Source organism: Mesorhizobium sp. IMUNJ 23232, from assembly GCF_044326205.1.
In the GTDB taxonomy this organism is placed as follows: Bacteria; Pseudomonadota; Alphaproteobacteria; order Rhizobiales; family Rhizobiaceae; genus Kumtagia.
In genome coordinates, this window is record NZ_JBIRCY010000065.1 from 1 (window position 1) to 15,552 (window position 15,552).

The following is a 15,552-nucleotide window of genomic DNA, read 5'->3' on the forward strand; positions in this document are numbered from 1 at the left end:
TCCGCACAGCGAACCGCCGCAATGCCTGCATGGCTCGGCGATTACAACAACCGCAGACCTCACGCCGCCCTCGGCGGAAAACCACCCATAGCTAGATTGATCAAGGACAACGTCCTTGGAAATGACACCTAGACCACTCCCAATTGCCGCGCCTCGTCCAATCTTCAACAACTTCGGATCCATGCCGCGCATGGTATCAAGCGCGCTGAAAATGTCGAGACATCACCAACGACGAGGCCTCGGGTCGACTACTGCGGTGCGACCCGACTCCGGCCGAGCCTATCCATTCCGCGCGATAATATCCTTCAGTGCCCCCTCGAACCGAAGAATCTCCTCCACCGTATTGTAGTGCACCAGCGACACCCGGATGCAACCGCTGTCCATGGTGAGGTTGAGCCGCTTCATCAGCCGCGGCGCGTACATGTGGCCGTCGCGGATGCCGATACCGAGTGCGGCCATTTCTTCCACGACCATCTGCGGCGACAGTTTGCCGATGTTGAAGCAGAAGGTCGGCACGCGCTGGCCGACGCGTTTTTCGTCGCCGATGCCGTAGATCGTCGCGCCGACGCCGTTTAGCACGCGCAGCATCTCGCGGGCGAGGAAGATCTCGTAGGCGCGGATTTCGGCCATGCCGGCGACGATGTTTTCGCGGCGCGAGCGGTTGTTGGCGGGCGCGAAATTGCGGCCGATCGATTCGAGGTAGCGGACGGCGGCGTCCATGCCGGACACGTTCTCATAGACGAAAGTGCCGGCCTCGACCTTGTAGGGCGGTTCGTCGGGGATGAAATCCTCGCGGAAAGTCGGCAGCCGCTTCAGCATCTCGAAGCGGCCCCACAGGAAACCCATATGCGGAGAAAAGTTCTTGTAGCCGGAGCAGACGAGGTAGTCGCAATCCCACATCTGCACGTCGATCAGCCCGTGCGGACCGAAATGCACGCAATCGAGGAAGACTTCGGCGCCGGCCGCGTGGGCGATTGCCGCCACGGCCGCGACATCGACGATCGAGCCGATCGAATGCGCCGTCACCGTGCAGGCGACAAGGCGTGTTCGTTCCGACAGAAGCGGTGCGAGGTCGTCGACATGCAGGTTGCCGTCCTCGCGCATCCGCCACCATTTGAACTTTGCGCCGGCCGGTTCCAGCGCCAGCCAGGTGGCGATGTTGGCGTCGTGGTCCATGTCGGTGACGATGATCTCGTCACGTTCCGACAGCATCTGGCCGATGCCGAGGCTGACTAGGCGAATGAAGGAGGTGGCATTCATGCCGAAGCAGATTTCCTCCGGCCGGTAGGCATTGATCAGCAGCGCCACGCTCTCGCGCGCCTGCGCCACCGACTGGTCGACCGTGACGCTGCGCCCATAGCGGCCGCCGCGCTGCACATTGTGGCCGACCAGATGGTTGGTGACCGCGTCGAGCACGCTCTGCGGAATCTGCGCGCCGGCGGCGTTGTCGAAGAAGATGAAGTCGCCGGCCTTCTCCAGCGCCGGGAACATTTTGCGGATCGTTTCAACCGGAAATGACGTGGTCTCAATGGTCAGGTGCTGGTTCACGGGCGCTCCTTGTGGGTGGTTCGGGTGGGCCAACATCGGGCTCCTATTCGACGATTTTCCAGTACGAGTCCTTGCGGATCACCTTGCCGTCGCGAAACGTATAGAAGTCGCAACCCCGGACTTCCTTTTTGGTCCCGTCCAGGCTGGTCCCCGTCAGGGTCCATTTCGACATCCCGGTGTCTGCGGCCGAATCCACAAAATGCTGGTCGGCGCCGTAGTGGACATCGGGCAGGCCTGCAAAGCGCATTGCCAGCGCCTCCCGTACGTTGCGTTTGCCCTCGAAGCGGGAACCCCAGGGCTTGCTTCCCCTGGGCATCTCCAGGACGCAATCGTCGGCAAAGAACCCCATGATGCGATCGAGATCGTGCGTGTTGAATGCCTCACACAGTTCCGTCAATGTCGCTCGAATATCCATTGCCCGTCTCCTGGTGATCGATGTCTTGTCCGTGCGCGTTCAAGGTATGAAATCCTGAGTCACCGCGCCGCCGTCTTGGCGCGTTTTCGACGTAGCCGACCAGCCGAACCATCGGCCACAGGAAGGCGAGATAGACGAGCGCGGCGCCGATCAGCGGCGACGGATTTGCGTAAAGCGCCTGCGCGTTGTTGGCCTCCTTGAGCAGTTCCGGCAGGGCGACCACCGAGGCCAGCGACGTGTCCTTGAACATCGAGACGCAATTGCTGGTGGTTGGCGGGATGACAAGACGTACCGCCTGCGGCAGCACCACCTTGCGCAGTGTCAGCAGGAACGGCAGGCCGAGCGCCTGCGCCGCCTCGAACTGGCCCTTCGGGATGCTTTCGATGCCTGATCGGAACACTTCCGCCGAATAGGCGGCAAGCACCAGCGAGAACGCCATGATGGCCGACGCCCAGGAGGACAAGCGGATGCCGACGAAGGGCAGCGCGTAGTAGATCAGGATCAGTACCACCAGGATCGGCATGGCGCGAAAAATGTCGATGTAGCCGATGGCGAGCCAGCGCAGCGGCTTCGGCGCATAAAGGCGCACCAGGCTGATCAGCAGCCCCGCCGGCACGCCGACGCCGATGCTCATGACCCCGAGCAGCAGCGTGTTGAACAGGCCGCGCATGAGCGCCGGAAAAGCCGAGACCAGCACGTTGGCGTTGAAGAAGGTGTCGAGCAAGGTCATCGGCATCCCCGGAAACGGCGCTTATGTCCGAAACGATCGTGCCGGCGGGAAGCCGGCACGACACAGTCCTGCGATGGTATCGAGAAAATCAGGGCTTCGGCAGCGGTGCCTCTTTGACGGTCGAGGAATCGGCGGGTGCGTCGGTGCCGAACCACTTCTTGTGGATCGCCTGCAGCGTGCCGTCCTTCTTCATCTCGGTCAGCGCGCTGTTCAGCTTTTCCACCAGAGGCGAGTCCTTGGTGACCATCAGGCCATACTGCTCGCCGGTCTTGATGCGCTCCACGACGGCCAGGCCCTGCATCTTGGTGAAGGCATATTCCATGCCCGGGACGTCGCTGACGACGCCGTCGACGCGGCCGGCGGCGAGGTCGAGCAGCACTTCCTGCTGGGTGTTGTAGCCCTTGACCTCGCTGAAGCCGTGGGCCTCCTTGTTGTCGTTGGCGTATTTCTCGCCGGTGGAGCCGGACAACACGCCGACGATCTTGCCCTTGAGGTCGGCGAGGCCCTTCACCGCGCCATCCTTCTTGGCTGCGATGCCCATGTCGGAGTCGTAATAGGGCTGGGTGAAGGATTGCGAGCCGAGCCGCTCCTTGGTGATGGTGATCGAGGAGATCGCCACATCGACACGGCCGGAGCTGGTGGCGGCGAACAGCGGCTGGAAGTCGTAACCCTCGATGTTGACGGTCATGCCGTTACGCTTTGCCGCCTCGGTGACGATGTCGACCTCAAAACCCTCGAAATTGCCGCTCTCGGCCTTGAATTCGAAGGGCGGGTTGTTCGGATAGGAGGCGACGTTCAGCACGCTCTCGGCGTGTGCGGCGATCGGGCCGGCGGCGAAGCCGACGGCGGCGGCGAGGATCAGAAGGCTGCGGCGTGTTATGCTCATTGTACGTTCCCCTGGTTGTTGATCCGCGCAGATTCTCGTCCGCCCGGGTTGTTGCCGTCCCGCCTTTTTAGCGGGACGTCATTTCATGGCCTCGACCATGCGGTCGAGCGCCGTATCGATCTGGCCTGCGTCGCGGCACACGCACATGCGCAGGAAGGCGTTGGCGGAGCTGCCGAAAAGATAGCCTGGCGCCAGCCCCACATGCGCCTTTTCGAGAATGTCCGCGCATACCTTTCGCGAGTCGTCCTGCCCTTCGAAGGCGAAGAAGGCATACATGCCACCGCGCGGTTTTGTCGGCAGGATGATGCCGGGTAGCTGCGCCAGCTTGCCGTAAGCGATGTCGAGACCCGTCCTGATACGTTCGCGGATCTCATGCACCAGCGGCTCGCCCTGGCGGATCGCCGCGTTGGCGCCGGCCTGGATCGGCCCGGCCGACCCGCTGTTGATGTATTGCGTCATCGCGCCGAGCTGGTCGGCGACGCCGGAAGGATGCGTCAGCCAGCCCAGCCGCCAGCCGGTCATCGCCCAGGCCTTGGAAAAGCTGTTGACGGCGAGCACGCGGTCGCCGTCCTCGGCGACCTGCAGCATCGACGGCGCTACCTCGCCGTCGAAATAGAGCCGCGCATAGACCTCGTCGGAGATGATCCAGATGCCGGTGCGGCGGCTGAATTCCAGGAGCGCCAGCATCTCCTCGCGGCTGGCCGTCCAGCCGGTGGGGTTGGACGGCGTCGAGAGAAAAATGGCGCGGGTGCGCGCGTTGCACATGGCGAACAGTTTTTCGAGGTCGAGCCGCCAGTCGCCGTCGAAATCGAGATGACAGGGCCGCGGCTCGCCGCCGATCAGGTGGATGGCGTTGTGGATGTTGGGCCATTGCGGCGCGACGTAGATGACGTTGGTGCCGACATCGACCAGCAGTTCCAGCGCGAAATACAGCGCCTGCATGCCGCTCGGCGTCACCGTTGTGCGCGGGATGCCGATATGCTGGCCGTGCAGACGGGTCTGGTAGTCCGACAGCGCCTCGATCAGCGGCTCGTAGCCGCGCATGTTGGGAATGTAGAAGGTCAGGCCGTCATCGAATGCCTGCTTGGCGGCGTCGCGGATGTAGGCCGGCGTCACCATGTCGCCTTCGCCGTACCACAGCGCGATGACGTCGCCGATCTCGCGGGCGCGCATGGCGAGGTTGGCGATGGTTTCGGTGTGCAGGTCGCGGAGCTGGGCGCGGATGCCGTCGAATGCGTAGCGCGCCTTGGCCACGGACGACGACTGGGGCGGCATGAAAGACAAGGACGAAAACCCTTCAAGCGTACGGGACGCGGATGGCGTCGCTGGATGAAGTTCTCACGCGGCTGACGCGACCGGCAGTGGAATGCTTATCCGAAGCGCGGCGGTTTTCAAGATGATAATTTCAAGCTTAAAACAAAGCTAGTGGTCCAGCCGCTCCTTCCAGTGGGCCTCACTGTTTTCGCAAGACCTGGAACTTGCCGTCGGATCGGCTCGTGACCATGCTAAAGGCATTTGATTTCAACGCTTGGACAGGGTGATGCGATGAGCATGGTCGATTTGGACGAGGCGCTGAAGATCATCGCCGAAAATGCTGATCAGGCTTGGTTCGCAGGACCACGCGATGAAACTCTGATCCTGTCGGCAGAGCATGTGCTCGCTGGAAGGCTGCCGCCCACCTACCGCGCTTTCGTTAGCAGCCTTGGCGCCGGCAATTTCGGCGCCCTCGAAGTTTATGGCGTCATAGACCAGGAGTTCGGGGCCTCGACCGTGCCGAATGGTGTTTGGCTTACGCTGAACGAACGCCGGGAAAACGGTTTGCCCAGCGAATATGCCATCATCGGCAGTAGTGGCGACGGCGGTTGGTATTGCGTTGAGTTGGGCGACCAGGAAAGCCCAGTGTTCCTCCACTGGGCCGGCGCTGCGCCTGAACCGAGGCAACACATCGCTACCGATTTTGGTGCGTTTTTCCTCAACGGTGTTCGCGAGCAGATCTGAAAGAGGCAGGGATAGTTGAGTCGGCCAACTGGGCTCCGCTGAAGCCACAGTCTCTCTCGCTGTTATCTTTCCTTCCTCGGTCCACCCAGCACGAGACATAAGCCCAGACGCGTCCGCTGCGAAGCACGCAGACGTTTCATGCTTGAAATATTTCCGCCAGCCCGTAGCGTGCCGCTCGGGAGGAACATCCGCATGGCAAAACCGCATCCGTTGAAAGGCCCGAACCGGCTAAAGCTCGGCGTCTTTTCGGCCAACGCCGACGGCGGGCTGGCGATCACCGATGTGCCGGAGCGGTGGACGGCGACCTGGCCGGACAACCTGACTGCCGCGCAGATCGCTGACCGCGCCGGACTGGATTTTTTCCTGCCGATCGCCCGCTGGAAGGGTTTTGGCGGCAAGAACAAGGTGCGCGAGCATTCCTTCGAGACGTTTACCTGGGCGGCGGGCTTGGCGGCGGCGACCGAAAACATCGGCCTGTTCATGACCGTGCATGTGCCGCTGGTGCATCCGCTCTATGCGGCGAAGGCGCTGGCGACCGTCGACCACATCAGCCAGGGTCGCGCCGGCCTCAACATCGTCTGCGGCTGGAATCCGAAGGAATTCGGCATGTTCGGCACGCCGCTGGTCGAGAAGGGCTATGACCAGGCAGCCGAATGGATCGAGATCGTCGAAAAGCTCTACGCCTCGGATGAGCCGCTCGATTATGACGGGACCTACTATCATCTCAAGGAAGCCGTCAGCCGCCCCGCCAGCCTGCAGGCGCCGCGTCCGGTGACCATGAACGCGGCCTTCGGCGGGCCGGGCCGAGATTTCGCGGCGGCGCATTGCGATTATCTGTTCACTACCTTTTCCGAACTGGCCGATGCGGGAAGACACGTCGCCGACATTCGCGAGCGCGCCGACAAGGTTGGCCGCATGGTCGGCTGCTACACGGTGGCCCATGTCGTCTGCCGCGAGACGGTCGAGGAGGCAAAAGCCTATTACGACCGCTACGCGGTTGAGATGGCCGACCATGCGGCGGTCGATGCGCATATGGCGGGCAAGAAGGAATTTTCGCAGTCGCACGACACCCGCGCCTACGACCTCTACCGCCAGCGTTTCGCCGGCGGCGCAGGCACCTATCCGCTGGTCGGCTCGCCGGAGACTATCGCAGAGGAGATGGCCGCAATAGCCGGGCAGGGTCATGAGGGCATCGCGCTGTCCTTCGTCAACTACACGCAGGAATTGCCGTATTTCTGCGACCGTGTGCTGCCGTTGTTGAGGGAGGCGGGGTATCGTTGCTAACCCTCCCCCTTGTGGGGAGGGTCGCGGAGGAAACCGAGCGGAACCCGAGGTTTTTCGACGCGGGTGGGGGTGACCTCAGGATGAAGCGCTCTATTCTGAGGTCACCCCCACCCCGGCTTACGCGCTCCACTTCGTTCCGCTTGCTCGCCGACCCTCCCCGCAAGGGGAGGGTTACGGCGCCGGGCTCGCCAGCGGCTTCTCTGCTTCGACCACGTAGGTGGCCAGTGCCTTGCTTGGACCGTTGCCCACCGCCTTTACGTCATGCGCGACGCCGGCCGGGATCTGGTAGGAATCGCCGGCTTTCAGCGTTTGGTCGGGCTGTCCGTCGACCGACATCAGCACCTCGCCGTCGAGGATATAGCCGGTCTCGATGCCCGGATGGGTGTGGCGTCCCGAAGATGCGCCCGGCGCGATCTCTGCCAGCCCCATGACGGTGCTGTAGCCTTCGGGGAAGGCGATCTTCTGCAACGGGGTGCGCTTGATGCCGGCGGGCGCGTCCTGTGCATCCGAAGCCACGGTCAACATGGCGAACGAGACAGCGATGAGAGCAAGTCTCAACATTGCGATTTCCTCCTCGGAAAGTGACGTTGGCAGGCCAGTTTATGATCGAACGCCCAAGCACTAAGGCGCCGGGGTTGACAGCGGCTTGCCTCGTTCAATGACGTAGGTCGTGATGATCTTGGCCGCTTTGTCGCCCACGGTTTTCACATGGTGCACCGTGCCTGCCGATATCGTGTAGGACTCACCGGCCCTCAGGACAATGTCCGCCTGGCCGGCGATGGAGATCGTCACGTCACCTTCGAGAACATATCCGGTTTCAAGGCCGGGATGCGAGTTGGGGCTGGATTGCGCACCCGGTGCAACTTCGGTCAATCCGAGAAGTGTCTCGTATCCATCCGGAAAGTCCACCGATTGCAGCGGCGTGCGCGTGATGCCGGTGGGCGCGTCCTGGGCAAACGCGGCTGCCGGCAGCAGCGCCATCGACAGGGCGGTCAGAAGTATTTTCAGCATGGGTGTCCTTCTCCGTGATGATGCCGGCGACCGTTTTCTTTTTCGGACCGCGCGACTTCTGAATTGCTTCGCTGTTCTGCCGAAAGAAAGTAAAAATCGCTCCTACGATTCCTTTTGCTACCGCCTTGGTGCCTTCCCCCGTCCCGCTTCACCTCGGCCGATGGCGGTGGGTCGCGGCGTTGCGCGCCGCCTGCTCGTAGATGCCGGTCATGGTGTCCAGCGTGCGCGCTGCCTCCTGCAGGCGCTTGGCGAGTTCGGGCACGCGCGCCACGGGCTCGATCAGAAGGTCGGCGCGCACGTCGGCATAGCGGTCGCACACGGCACGGCCGAGCTCGGTGGTCTCGTAGGTGACGCCGGAGCGGCCGCTGCCGCTGCGCACCACCATGCCGCCCTTGATCAGCTTGCGCAGGCTGTACTGGATGTTGGGAACGTCCTGGCGGTTGGCCATGTGGGCGAGGTCGCGCACGCTCTTCGGCCGGTCGTTCATGCGGATCATGTGCAGCAGCGCGTTCTCCGGCCCGCTCGCGGCAAAGTCGGCGACCGAGGCCAGGCATTCCGCCTGCCAGTGGCCGAACGCTTCGAAGCAGCGGATCAGCGCGTATTCCAGCTCCGCCACGTCCATTTCCTGCGGCGTGCGGGCGAGATGCCACGAGCGGTCGAGCATTTTTTTCGGCGGATCGGCGGACGGGGCGCGGCGCGTCATGAAGGTCTCCTCCGGGCGGAAGATGCATCAGCGCTGACCTTGCGTCCACTTTGAAAATCAAATAGACTTTCTATCATAAAATTAAATCTAAAATGGGGTTCATCGATGGAGGAGAATGCGATGACACGCAACCGCATGTTCGACCGCGACCAGTTCCTGCTCGGCACATTTGCGTCCAACTGCTCGGGCGGCATGACGGTGACGAAACTGCCGGAGCGCTGGAAAAGCTCCTGGGACAACAATCTGAAGCTGGCGAAGCTGCTCGACGCGGCAGGCATCGACTTCATGCTGCCGATCGCCCGCTGGATCGGCTATGGCGGCGAGACGAATTTCCACGGCAACGTTTTGGAGACCATCACCTGGGCCGCCGGCCTGCTGGCGCACACCAATGACATCACCGTCTTCGCCACCACCCACACCGCCGCCAACCATCCGGTCGTGGTCGCCAAGCAACTCGCCACCATCGACCAGATCAGCGGCGGGCGCATCGGGCTGAACATCGTCGCGGGCTGGAATAAGCCGGAATACGAGGCGCTGGGCCTGACGCTGCCCGACGACCACGAGACGCGTTACGGCTATGCGCAGGAATGGTTCGACATTGTTCGCGCGCTATGGAGCCGTGAGGAAGCTTTCGACTGGAACGGAAAATTCTTCACGCTGAAGAATGTGCTCGGCGACCCGCGTCCGTCCTCGCCGCTGCCGATCCTCAACGCCGCTGGCTCCGAGCAGGGCCGCAAATTCGCGGTGCACAATGCAGATTTCCTGTTCACGCCGGCCATCGACCTGTCACGCTCGGCGGAAGAGATCGCCGCGCTGAAGCAGCAGGGCAGGGAGGCCGGCCGCGACATCGACGTGCTGACCTTCTGCCATGTCGTCTGCCGCCCGACCGAGAAGGAGGCGAAGGACTATCTTCAGCATTTCGGCCAGGCGAATGCCGACTGGGAGGCGGTGGATAATCTGGTGCGCCTGCAATTCGCGCATGCGCAATCCTTCCCGCACGATCTCCTGGCGCTGATCCGCGACCGCATGGCGGCCGGCCACGGCGGCTTCCCGCTCACCGGCACGCCGGAGCAGGTGGCCGAGGGCATCGCCTCGCTGCATCAGGCGGGGTTCAAGGGCACCACACTGTCCTTCGTCGATTATGTCGAGGAGTTTCCGTATTTCCGGGACAATGTGCTGCCGCTGCTCGAACAGCGGGGTATTCGCGTGGCAAGGCAGCAAGCCGCTGCGGCTGCGTGAGTACGTTGACGCGCCACACACAAGCAGCACACCTCCGGAAAGCCGAATTGAAGCGGAAAGGCATCACCTAGACGCAGCTAGCTGAGAAACTGGCGGCGACGGGAGTTGACGAGGAAGAGGTGACCGGCGCAATAAGCTGTCTCGGGGGAAATTCACGGCAGCTTTCTTGCTTTGATGTCTGACAGCACTAGGCATAGGCGAATTGCAGCTAAGCTAATCGGCGTATTTGCCGTTTTGGTGGCCGCTGCTGTCTGTGTCGCTGTTGTATTGTACGGGCGCGGGAAGCAAGTCGAATATAACTGGGAGGCTGATCGACGTCACCAAGAATATACCCGGAATAACGAGTATCAAGCTCGCGATGCCTGTCTCGTGCTGCCCCTTGTTCACCAAGCGAATTGCATCGCGGAGGCGCGTCACAAAGCACGTGAAAACGAGCGCCAAGAACAAGACCTGGTAGCGCAGAGGGTCACGGCTGTCTGGACCTTCCTCATGGGTTGCGCGGCCATCCTGGGTGTAGGGCTGAGTGCCATAGGTGTGTTCTTAGTGTTCACCACCTTCAAGGCCACGCGAGAAGGTGTTGAAAGCGCCAAAGCGTCCGCCGACGCCGCCCTGGATCAAGCCCGGGACCTGCAATTGCAGCAGTTGCGCCCGTACATTCATTTCGAGTCTGGTAGCTTTAAAATATCTGTCTCAGATAAGTCGGAATTCACTTGCAGTTCTGTTATAACGATCAAGAATAGCGGTTTGACTCCAGCAGCAATCAAAAGATGGGCATTGTTTTTTTATCCGGTGACCAACCACACCGAAAGCAGGGGCCAATCGAGTGCCGAACGCCCACGCATGATTTTGGGGCGCGACAAAACAGATACATTGGAGCACGGCAACGGACCCGGCCCGATCACCCCATACGTCGGTGAAACTTCGGTTGTGACCATTATCATTTGCGTGAAGGTGCTTTACAGCATGCTCGGCGACGATCGGGAAATAGACGAGGAAACCTGGCTGGCTGTCGCTCAGGGCCTCAAGCCCGGTGAAACCCGCGAAGGCACCCATTGGGTGTTGATACCCGAGCCAGACCCGAAAAAATTTGGCCTCCATGTATTTAGTAGAGAGTGGGTCGCGGCCGATGGATAGGCTGACGCCCCACGCCTCTCCGCCATGTCCGGTAATGCCGAGTTGTGGTCCAACCGCGAGGTTTGACAACCATATCCATACGCGGCTTGGTGCTTTTGCTACATAGAGCCGCGAAAGGCAGATCCCCGCTCCAGCCTAGAGCGGGGAGCTATTCGCTCTAACGATTGGCCTATTTCGCCAGTTCGCCCTTGATCTTGTCGACTTCCTCGGCGCTCATCTCGCCGACGGTGGTCACCTGGCCGTCCTTGATCCGCCACAGGCGGAACGGACCGGTGATGTCGCCATACTGGTCGAAGGTGACCGGACCGATGACGCCTTCGTATTTGATCGGCTTGCCATCCTTGATCAGGCCCAGCGCCTTGGCGAACTCGTCCTTGCCGGCATGGATCGGCTCGCCGCCGGCGGCCGTGACCTCGGGGATAGCCGCTTTGATCGCCGCCGCGTCGCCCTTGCCGGCCTTGGCGATGGCGAGCGCCACGATGGCGCCGGCGTCATAGGAGCGGTCGGCAGCGGGTGCATCCGGCTTGATACCGCCCGAAAACGCTTCGTAACCGCCGTAGAAATAATCGGTAGAGGCGGTCTTGGCGGTGCCCGACGAGGTGCCGAAGGCGTCGTTGAGATATTGAGCCCCGACGGCGTCGATGAATTCAGACGAATTCATGCCGTCGTTGAGCAGGAATTTTGCCGGCCCGCCGCCGGAGATCCAGGCACGCGCGATGGTCGCGCCGTCGACCGGGTAGCTGACGAGGTAGAGCGCCTCGGGTTCGCCGGCCATGGCGGCACTGGCTTCCGACGAATAGCTCGCCTGCTTCTCGTTATAGGGCGTGGTCGAGGTGATGGTGCCGCCGAGTTTGGTGAAGGCTGCCGAAAACTCCTTCATCATGTTGACGCCAAAATCGTTGTTGACGTGGATGATGGCGAGTTTTTTCAGGCCCTGGTCGATGGCGTATTTCGCCGCCGCCGTGCCCTGCAGCGCGTCCGACGTGATGGTGCGGAAGAACACGCCGTTGGTCTTGCCGTCGCGGGCAAGCTGGGTGAGCGTCGGCGATGACGAGGCGGGCGACACCTGCACGACGCCGGCCGGCGCCGTCACCGAGGTGAGGATCGGGATCGACACCGACGAGATGATGCCGCCGATGACCACCGGCACCTTCTTGATGTTGACGAGCTGCGTTGCCTGGTCGACGGCGACGTTGCCCTGGCTCTGGCTGTCGCGCGTGTCGGTCAAGAGCTTACAGCCGCCGACGCCGCCGGCATCGTTGAAATCGCGAAAGGCCATTTCGACCGACTTCGCGCCGGCCTGGCCGTAGGCGCCGGCCGGTCCGGTCAGTTCCATGACGACGCCGATGGTGATGTCGCAATCGGCGGCCATGGCCGGCAGGGCGGAAACGCCGGCAAGCAGCGTGGTCGCAAGCAGCAGTTTTTTCATCTCATATTCCCCTTCTGGTTTGGCCGACTCCCGGCGGCCGTTGGTTCATTTGCGGGTAAAAACCGGTTCGGGCCGCCCGGCGCAGGCGTCAGGCGGCTCCCTTGTTCAGATTGTATTTCATGATCGAGCCGTGGCGGCCGTGGCGGTCGCGCTCCAGCGTGTAGACGTCGCCCTCGAGTTCCCTGGCCTGCGCCAGCACGGCGGCGATCTGCCTGTAGTCCTCGTCGGACAGCGGAACGTCGGAGATAGCGAGGTTGGAATCGAGGTGATCGCGGGTGCGCGCGCCGACAATGACGCCTGCCACCGCCGGACGCGAAAGCATGGCGGCGCTGGCCACGGTCGCGATGTCGACGCCGTGCCGGTCGGCGACAGCGCGCAGCGCCCGCAGCAGCGCCTGGAACAACTCCCAGCCGCCGATTTCGTCGATGATGAGTTTGTATTTGACCAGCGAGCGGTTCTCCAGCCCGTCATCCGGCTCGGCCGCGCCCAGCCAGCGGTCGCCGAGGAATCCGCCCGCCACAGTGCCGTAGCAAAGCAGCGAGACGCCATGCTCGATCGCGGCAGCGACCTTGCGTTTTGCCGGGCGATTGTCGAGCAGGGAATACTGCACCTGCATGGAGGTCAGCGGCACGCCGGCCTCGATTATTTGCAGCATGCGGCCAGTGTCGAAATTGGTGGCGCTCACCTTGTGGATTTTTCCGGCGCGCCGCAGGTCTTCCAGCCAAACCGATGTCTCCAGCCAGCGGTCCGCCGCATAATCCCACCAGTGGAACTGCACGAGGTCGAGCCGCTCCAGCTTCAACCGGCGCAGCGACTGGTCGATCACGCTTTCGACGTAGGATTTCGAGATGCGCGGCAGCACGTCGAGGTCGGGCACGAATTTGGTGTGAACCTTGATGCGGTCCAGCGCTTCCTTCCCGCGCAATTCGCGGTAGCGGGCGCGAAAGCGGCCGATGAGCTCCTCGACCCCGGTATAGATGTCGGCGCAGTCGAAGGTGGTGATGCCGGCGTCGGCGAAGGCGACGAGGTCGGCGATGGGATCGTTGCTGCGCACGCTGCCGTGGCCCGACGCCATCTGCCAGCCGCCGCGGATCACCCGCGAGATCTCGTAGTCCGCCGCGAGTTTTATGCGTTGCATGTCAGTCTTCCCCGAGCGGCACGGCCGTCGTCTCGGCATGGCTGAATTTTCGCAGCCCCAGCCTCGTGATCCTCAGCCGCGAGCCGCAATGCGGGTCGGGGCAGGCGATCTCGGCGTCCGTCGTCATCCAGTCGCTTTTGTGCGTCGGCCGCTGCTTGGCGGCGAGAAGCGGCAGCACGGACGACAGCGAATAGATCGAGATGCCCTGGCCGGGCGGCAGGTGCAGCATCTCGCCGCGCAGCTCGAAATAATCGCCAACCTTCGCCCCACAATAGATTTTCGCGCCCTCGTCGGCCACCACCTCGACGCGCAGGTCGAACAGGTCGAAGGAATCGTCGCGCTCAGCCATAGGCCACGCTCCTCTCTTCCGTGTCGTCGGCATCGAGGCGGCTACGCACCAGGTTGAACGAGCGGGTGATGTCGTCGGTGAGAGCCGCGACCGAACCTGCCTCATCGCCGCGCTCCAGCGCCTCGATCAGCGCCCAGTGGTAATGCGTAGCCGAAATATCGCGGTGCTCGTCATGGATCTGAGCGGCGGCGCGCACATAGGGGCCGGATTGCAGCCACAGGCTCTCAACGATCGGGATCAGCACCGCCGACCCGGCCGCGCGATAGATGTAGAAATGAAAATCATGGTTGAGTTCGGACGTGTGGTGCGCCTTGTCCTCATCCTCCTTGCGGAAGGCCGCCTCGCAGTCCTCGGTCAACTGGCGAAGGCGGGAGAAATCGTCGCCCGTCAGCCGGGGCAGGGCCAGCGCCGTTACCTGGCCCTCGATCAGCCGGCGGGCGCCGGCGAGGTCGTCGAGCCGTTCGCGCGTGATCAGCGGCACCCGCACCGAACGGTTGGGCAGCGCCTCCAGCGCCTGTTCCGAAACCAGCCGCCCCAGCGCCTCGCGCACCGGCATGGTGCTGGTCTGCAGGGTTTCGGCGAGGTCCTGGATGCGCAGCATGTCGCCGGCATCGAACATGCCGTGGATCAGCGAGCGGCGAAGTTCTGAATAGACGCGGTCGTGCAGCGTCTCGCGGCCGACGGGAGAAAGAGGACCGCGCCGGCTCATCGCGCCGCCGCGCCGTTGAGGTCGTGCCAGTCTTTCCGATCGCGCATGGTCGCCACCGCTGGAGGGAAATGAGCAGAAAGCGTCAACTGCGAATTTTCTAGTTGCAATCGACGCCGATGTAAAGTTTGATCAAACATCATCGATCAAAATATCTCGGTCACTGGATGTCATCCGCAGACACCCCGAACGGTTCGACGAATGCCGGCGAGCGCGCGCCGCTGATCGAGGCGCGCGGGCTGTTAAAACAGTTTGGCGGGTTGCGGGCGGTCGACGGCATGTCGATCTCGCTCGGCCCTGGCGAGATGCTCGGTCTCATCGGTCCCAATGGCGCCGGCAAGACGACGTTGTTCAATCTGCTGGCTGGCAGCCTGAAGCCGACTGCCGGCACCATTGTCGTCGGCGGACAGGATCTGTCGCGGCGTGGCCCCGAGCGGCGCATCGAACGCGGCGTTGGCCGCACCTTCCAGATACCCAAACCTTTCGCCGAGATGACGGTGCTGGAAAACGTGCTTGCCGGCGGGCAGCGCCAGGCCGGCGAGAGCATCTTCATGAATTTTCTGCGGCCGGGCCGTGTGGCGGCGGAGGAGAGGACGGCTGTCGAGAAAGCGCGGTCGCTGCTGGACTTCGTCACCCTGTCGCATCTGGAGGGTGAGCCGGCGCGGGTGCTCTCGGGCGGCCAGCGAAAACTGCTCGAACTGGCGCGCATCCTGATGGCCGACCCGCAGGCGATCCTGCTCGACGAGCCGGCGGCGGGCGTCAACCCGACGCTGCTGGAACTAATCATCGACCGCGTGCTCGACCTCAACGCGCGCGGAAAATCGATCCTGCTGATCGAGCACAACATGGAAATGGTGTCGCGGCTTTGCGGACGCGTCGTGGTGATGGCCGCCGGCCGCTATCTGACCGAGGGCGCGCCCGCCGACGTGTCGCGAAACCCCACGGTAGTCGAAGCCTATCTCGGCGGGGTCGCGGCATGAGC

At 62.7% G+C, this 15,552-nt stretch carries 18 protein-coding genes; 6 read left to right on the forward strand and 12 right to left on the reverse strand.

All coding sequences use genetic code 11. From position 1 onward, the window contains the following. Positions 1-132: integrase core domain-containing protein (locus ACH196_RS31220; protein WP_396650131.1), on the forward strand; the 132-nt coding region annotated here is incomplete at its 5' end. 147 nt (positions 133-279) lie between these two features. Here ACH196_RS31220 and ACH196_RS31225 read toward each other — a convergent pair. From ACH196_RS31225 to ACH196_RS31245, 5 genes are all read right to left on the reverse strand, one after another. After that, the gene (locus ACH196_RS31225; protein ID WP_396650745.1) at positions 280-1,548 is read right to left on the reverse strand and encodes a cysteine desulfurase-like protein; all 1,269 of its coding nucleotides are present in this window, start codon (positions 1,546-1,548) and stop codon (positions 280-282) included. A 43-nt stretch (positions 1,549-1,591) separates the two neighbouring features. Continuing rightward, positions 1,592-1,963, reverse strand: coding sequence for a nuclear transport factor 2 family protein (locus ACH196_RS31230; RefSeq protein WP_396650746.1), 372 nt, complete (start codon positions 1,961-1,963; stop codon positions 1,592-1,594). Beyond that, positions 1,929-2,693, reverse strand: coding sequence for an amino acid ABC transporter permease (locus ACH196_RS31235; RefSeq protein ID WP_396650747.1), 765 nt, complete (start codon positions 2,691-2,693; stop codon positions 1,929-1,931). Before ACH196_RS31235 ends, ACH196_RS31230 begins: the two co-directional genes overlap by 35 nt. An 88-nt stretch (positions 2,694-2,781) precedes the next feature. After that, the gene (locus ACH196_RS31240) at positions 2,782-3,579 is read right to left on the reverse strand and encodes an ABC transporter substrate-binding protein (RefSeq protein WP_396650748.1); all 798 of its coding nucleotides are present in this window, start codon (positions 3,577-3,579) and stop codon (positions 2,782-2,784) included. 78 nt (positions 3,580-3,657) lie between these two features. Beyond that, positions 3,658-4,854, reverse strand: a complete 1,197-nt coding sequence (locus tag ACH196_RS31245; RefSeq protein ID WP_396650782.1) for a pyridoxal phosphate-dependent aminotransferase — start codon at positions 4,852-4,854, stop codon at positions 3,658-3,660. Between the two features lie 270 nt (positions 4,855-5,124). On the opposite strand from ACH196_RS31245, the gene ACH196_RS31250 reads away from it, so the two are divergent. Both ACH196_RS31250 and ACH196_RS31255 read left to right on the forward strand, forming a co-directional pair. Next, complete coding sequence (locus ACH196_RS31250; protein WP_396650749.1) at positions 5,125-5,577, forward strand: SMI1/KNR4 family protein; 453 nt, start codon at positions 5,125-5,127, stop codon at positions 5,575-5,577. A 192-nt stretch (positions 5,578-5,769) separates the two neighbouring features. Beyond that, positions 5,770-6,861: an LLM class flavin-dependent oxidoreductase gene (locus tag ACH196_RS31255; RefSeq protein ID WP_396650750.1), complete on the forward strand. Its 1,092-nt coding sequence runs from the start codon at positions 5,770-5,772 to the stop codon at positions 6,859-6,861. A gap of 171 nt (positions 6,862-7,032) precedes the next feature. On the opposite strand, the gene ACH196_RS31260 is transcribed toward ACH196_RS31255, so the two are convergent. The 3 genes from ACH196_RS31260 to ACH196_RS31270 all read right to left on the reverse strand — a co-directional run bounded on the left by ACH196_RS31260 (position 7,033) and on the right by ACH196_RS31270 (position 8,575). Continuing rightward, positions 7,033-7,422, reverse strand: coding sequence for a cupin domain-containing protein (locus tag ACH196_RS31260; protein ID WP_396650751.1), 390 nt, complete (start codon positions 7,420-7,422; stop codon positions 7,033-7,035). 60 nt (positions 7,423-7,482) lie between these two features. Next, positions 7,483-7,872, reverse strand: coding sequence for a cupin domain-containing protein (locus ACH196_RS31265; protein WP_396650752.1), 390 nt, complete (start codon positions 7,870-7,872; stop codon positions 7,483-7,485). Between the two features lie 148 nt (positions 7,873-8,020). After that, a complete protein-coding gene (locus tag ACH196_RS31270; protein WP_396650753.1) occupies positions 8,021-8,575 on the reverse strand; it encodes a winged helix DNA-binding protein in 555 nt (184 codons plus the stop codon). 120 nt (positions 8,576-8,695) lie between these two features. On the opposite strand from ACH196_RS31270, the gene ACH196_RS31275 reads away from it, so the two are divergent. After that, positions 8,696-9,814, forward strand: coding sequence for an LLM class flavin-dependent oxidoreductase (locus tag ACH196_RS31275; protein WP_396650754.1), 1,119 nt, complete (start codon positions 8,696-8,698; stop codon positions 9,812-9,814). Between the two features lie 174 nt (positions 9,815-9,988). Further along, the gene (locus ACH196_RS31280; protein ID WP_396650755.1) at positions 9,989-10,948 is read left to right on the forward strand and encodes a hypothetical protein; all 960 of its coding nucleotides are present in this window, start codon (positions 9,989-9,991) and stop codon (positions 10,946-10,948) included. 169 nt (positions 10,949-11,117) lie between these two features. On the opposite strand, the gene ACH196_RS31285 is transcribed toward ACH196_RS31280, so the two are convergent. The 4 genes from ACH196_RS31285 to ACH196_RS31300 all read right to left on the reverse strand — a co-directional run bounded on the left by ACH196_RS31285 (position 11,118) and on the right by ACH196_RS31300 (position 14,573). Further along, positions 11,118-12,377: an ABC transporter substrate-binding protein gene (locus ACH196_RS31285; RefSeq protein ID WP_396650756.1), complete on the reverse strand. Its 1,260-nt coding sequence runs from the start codon at positions 12,375-12,377 to the stop codon at positions 11,118-11,120. Between the two features lie 88 nt (positions 12,378-12,465). Next, positions 12,466-13,515 (reverse strand): aldo/keto reductase, encoded by a 1,050-nt coding sequence (locus ACH196_RS31290; RefSeq protein WP_396650757.1) that lies wholly within the window; start codon positions 13,513-13,515, stop codon positions 12,466-12,468. A gap of 1 nt (position 13,516) precedes the next feature. Then, positions 13,517-13,864, reverse strand: a complete 348-nt coding sequence (locus tag ACH196_RS31295; protein ID WP_396650758.1) for a TIGR04076 family protein — start codon at positions 13,862-13,864, stop codon at positions 13,517-13,519. Then, the gene (locus tag ACH196_RS31300) at positions 13,857-14,573 is read right to left on the reverse strand and encodes a GntR family transcriptional regulator (protein ID WP_396650759.1); all 717 of its coding nucleotides are present in this window, start codon (positions 14,571-14,573) and stop codon (positions 13,857-13,859) included. The genes ACH196_RS31295 and ACH196_RS31300 overlap by 8 nt, the downstream gene beginning before the upstream one ends. Positions 14,574-14,737: 164 nt before the next feature. Here ACH196_RS31300 and ACH196_RS31305 point away from each other — a divergent pair, with 164 nt between their 5' ends. Further along, a complete protein-coding gene (locus ACH196_RS31305; RefSeq protein WP_396650760.1) occupies positions 14,738-15,550 on the forward strand; it encodes an ABC transporter ATP-binding protein in 813 nt (270 codons plus the stop codon). The last annotated feature ends 2 nt before the right edge of the window (positions 15,551-15,552 follow it).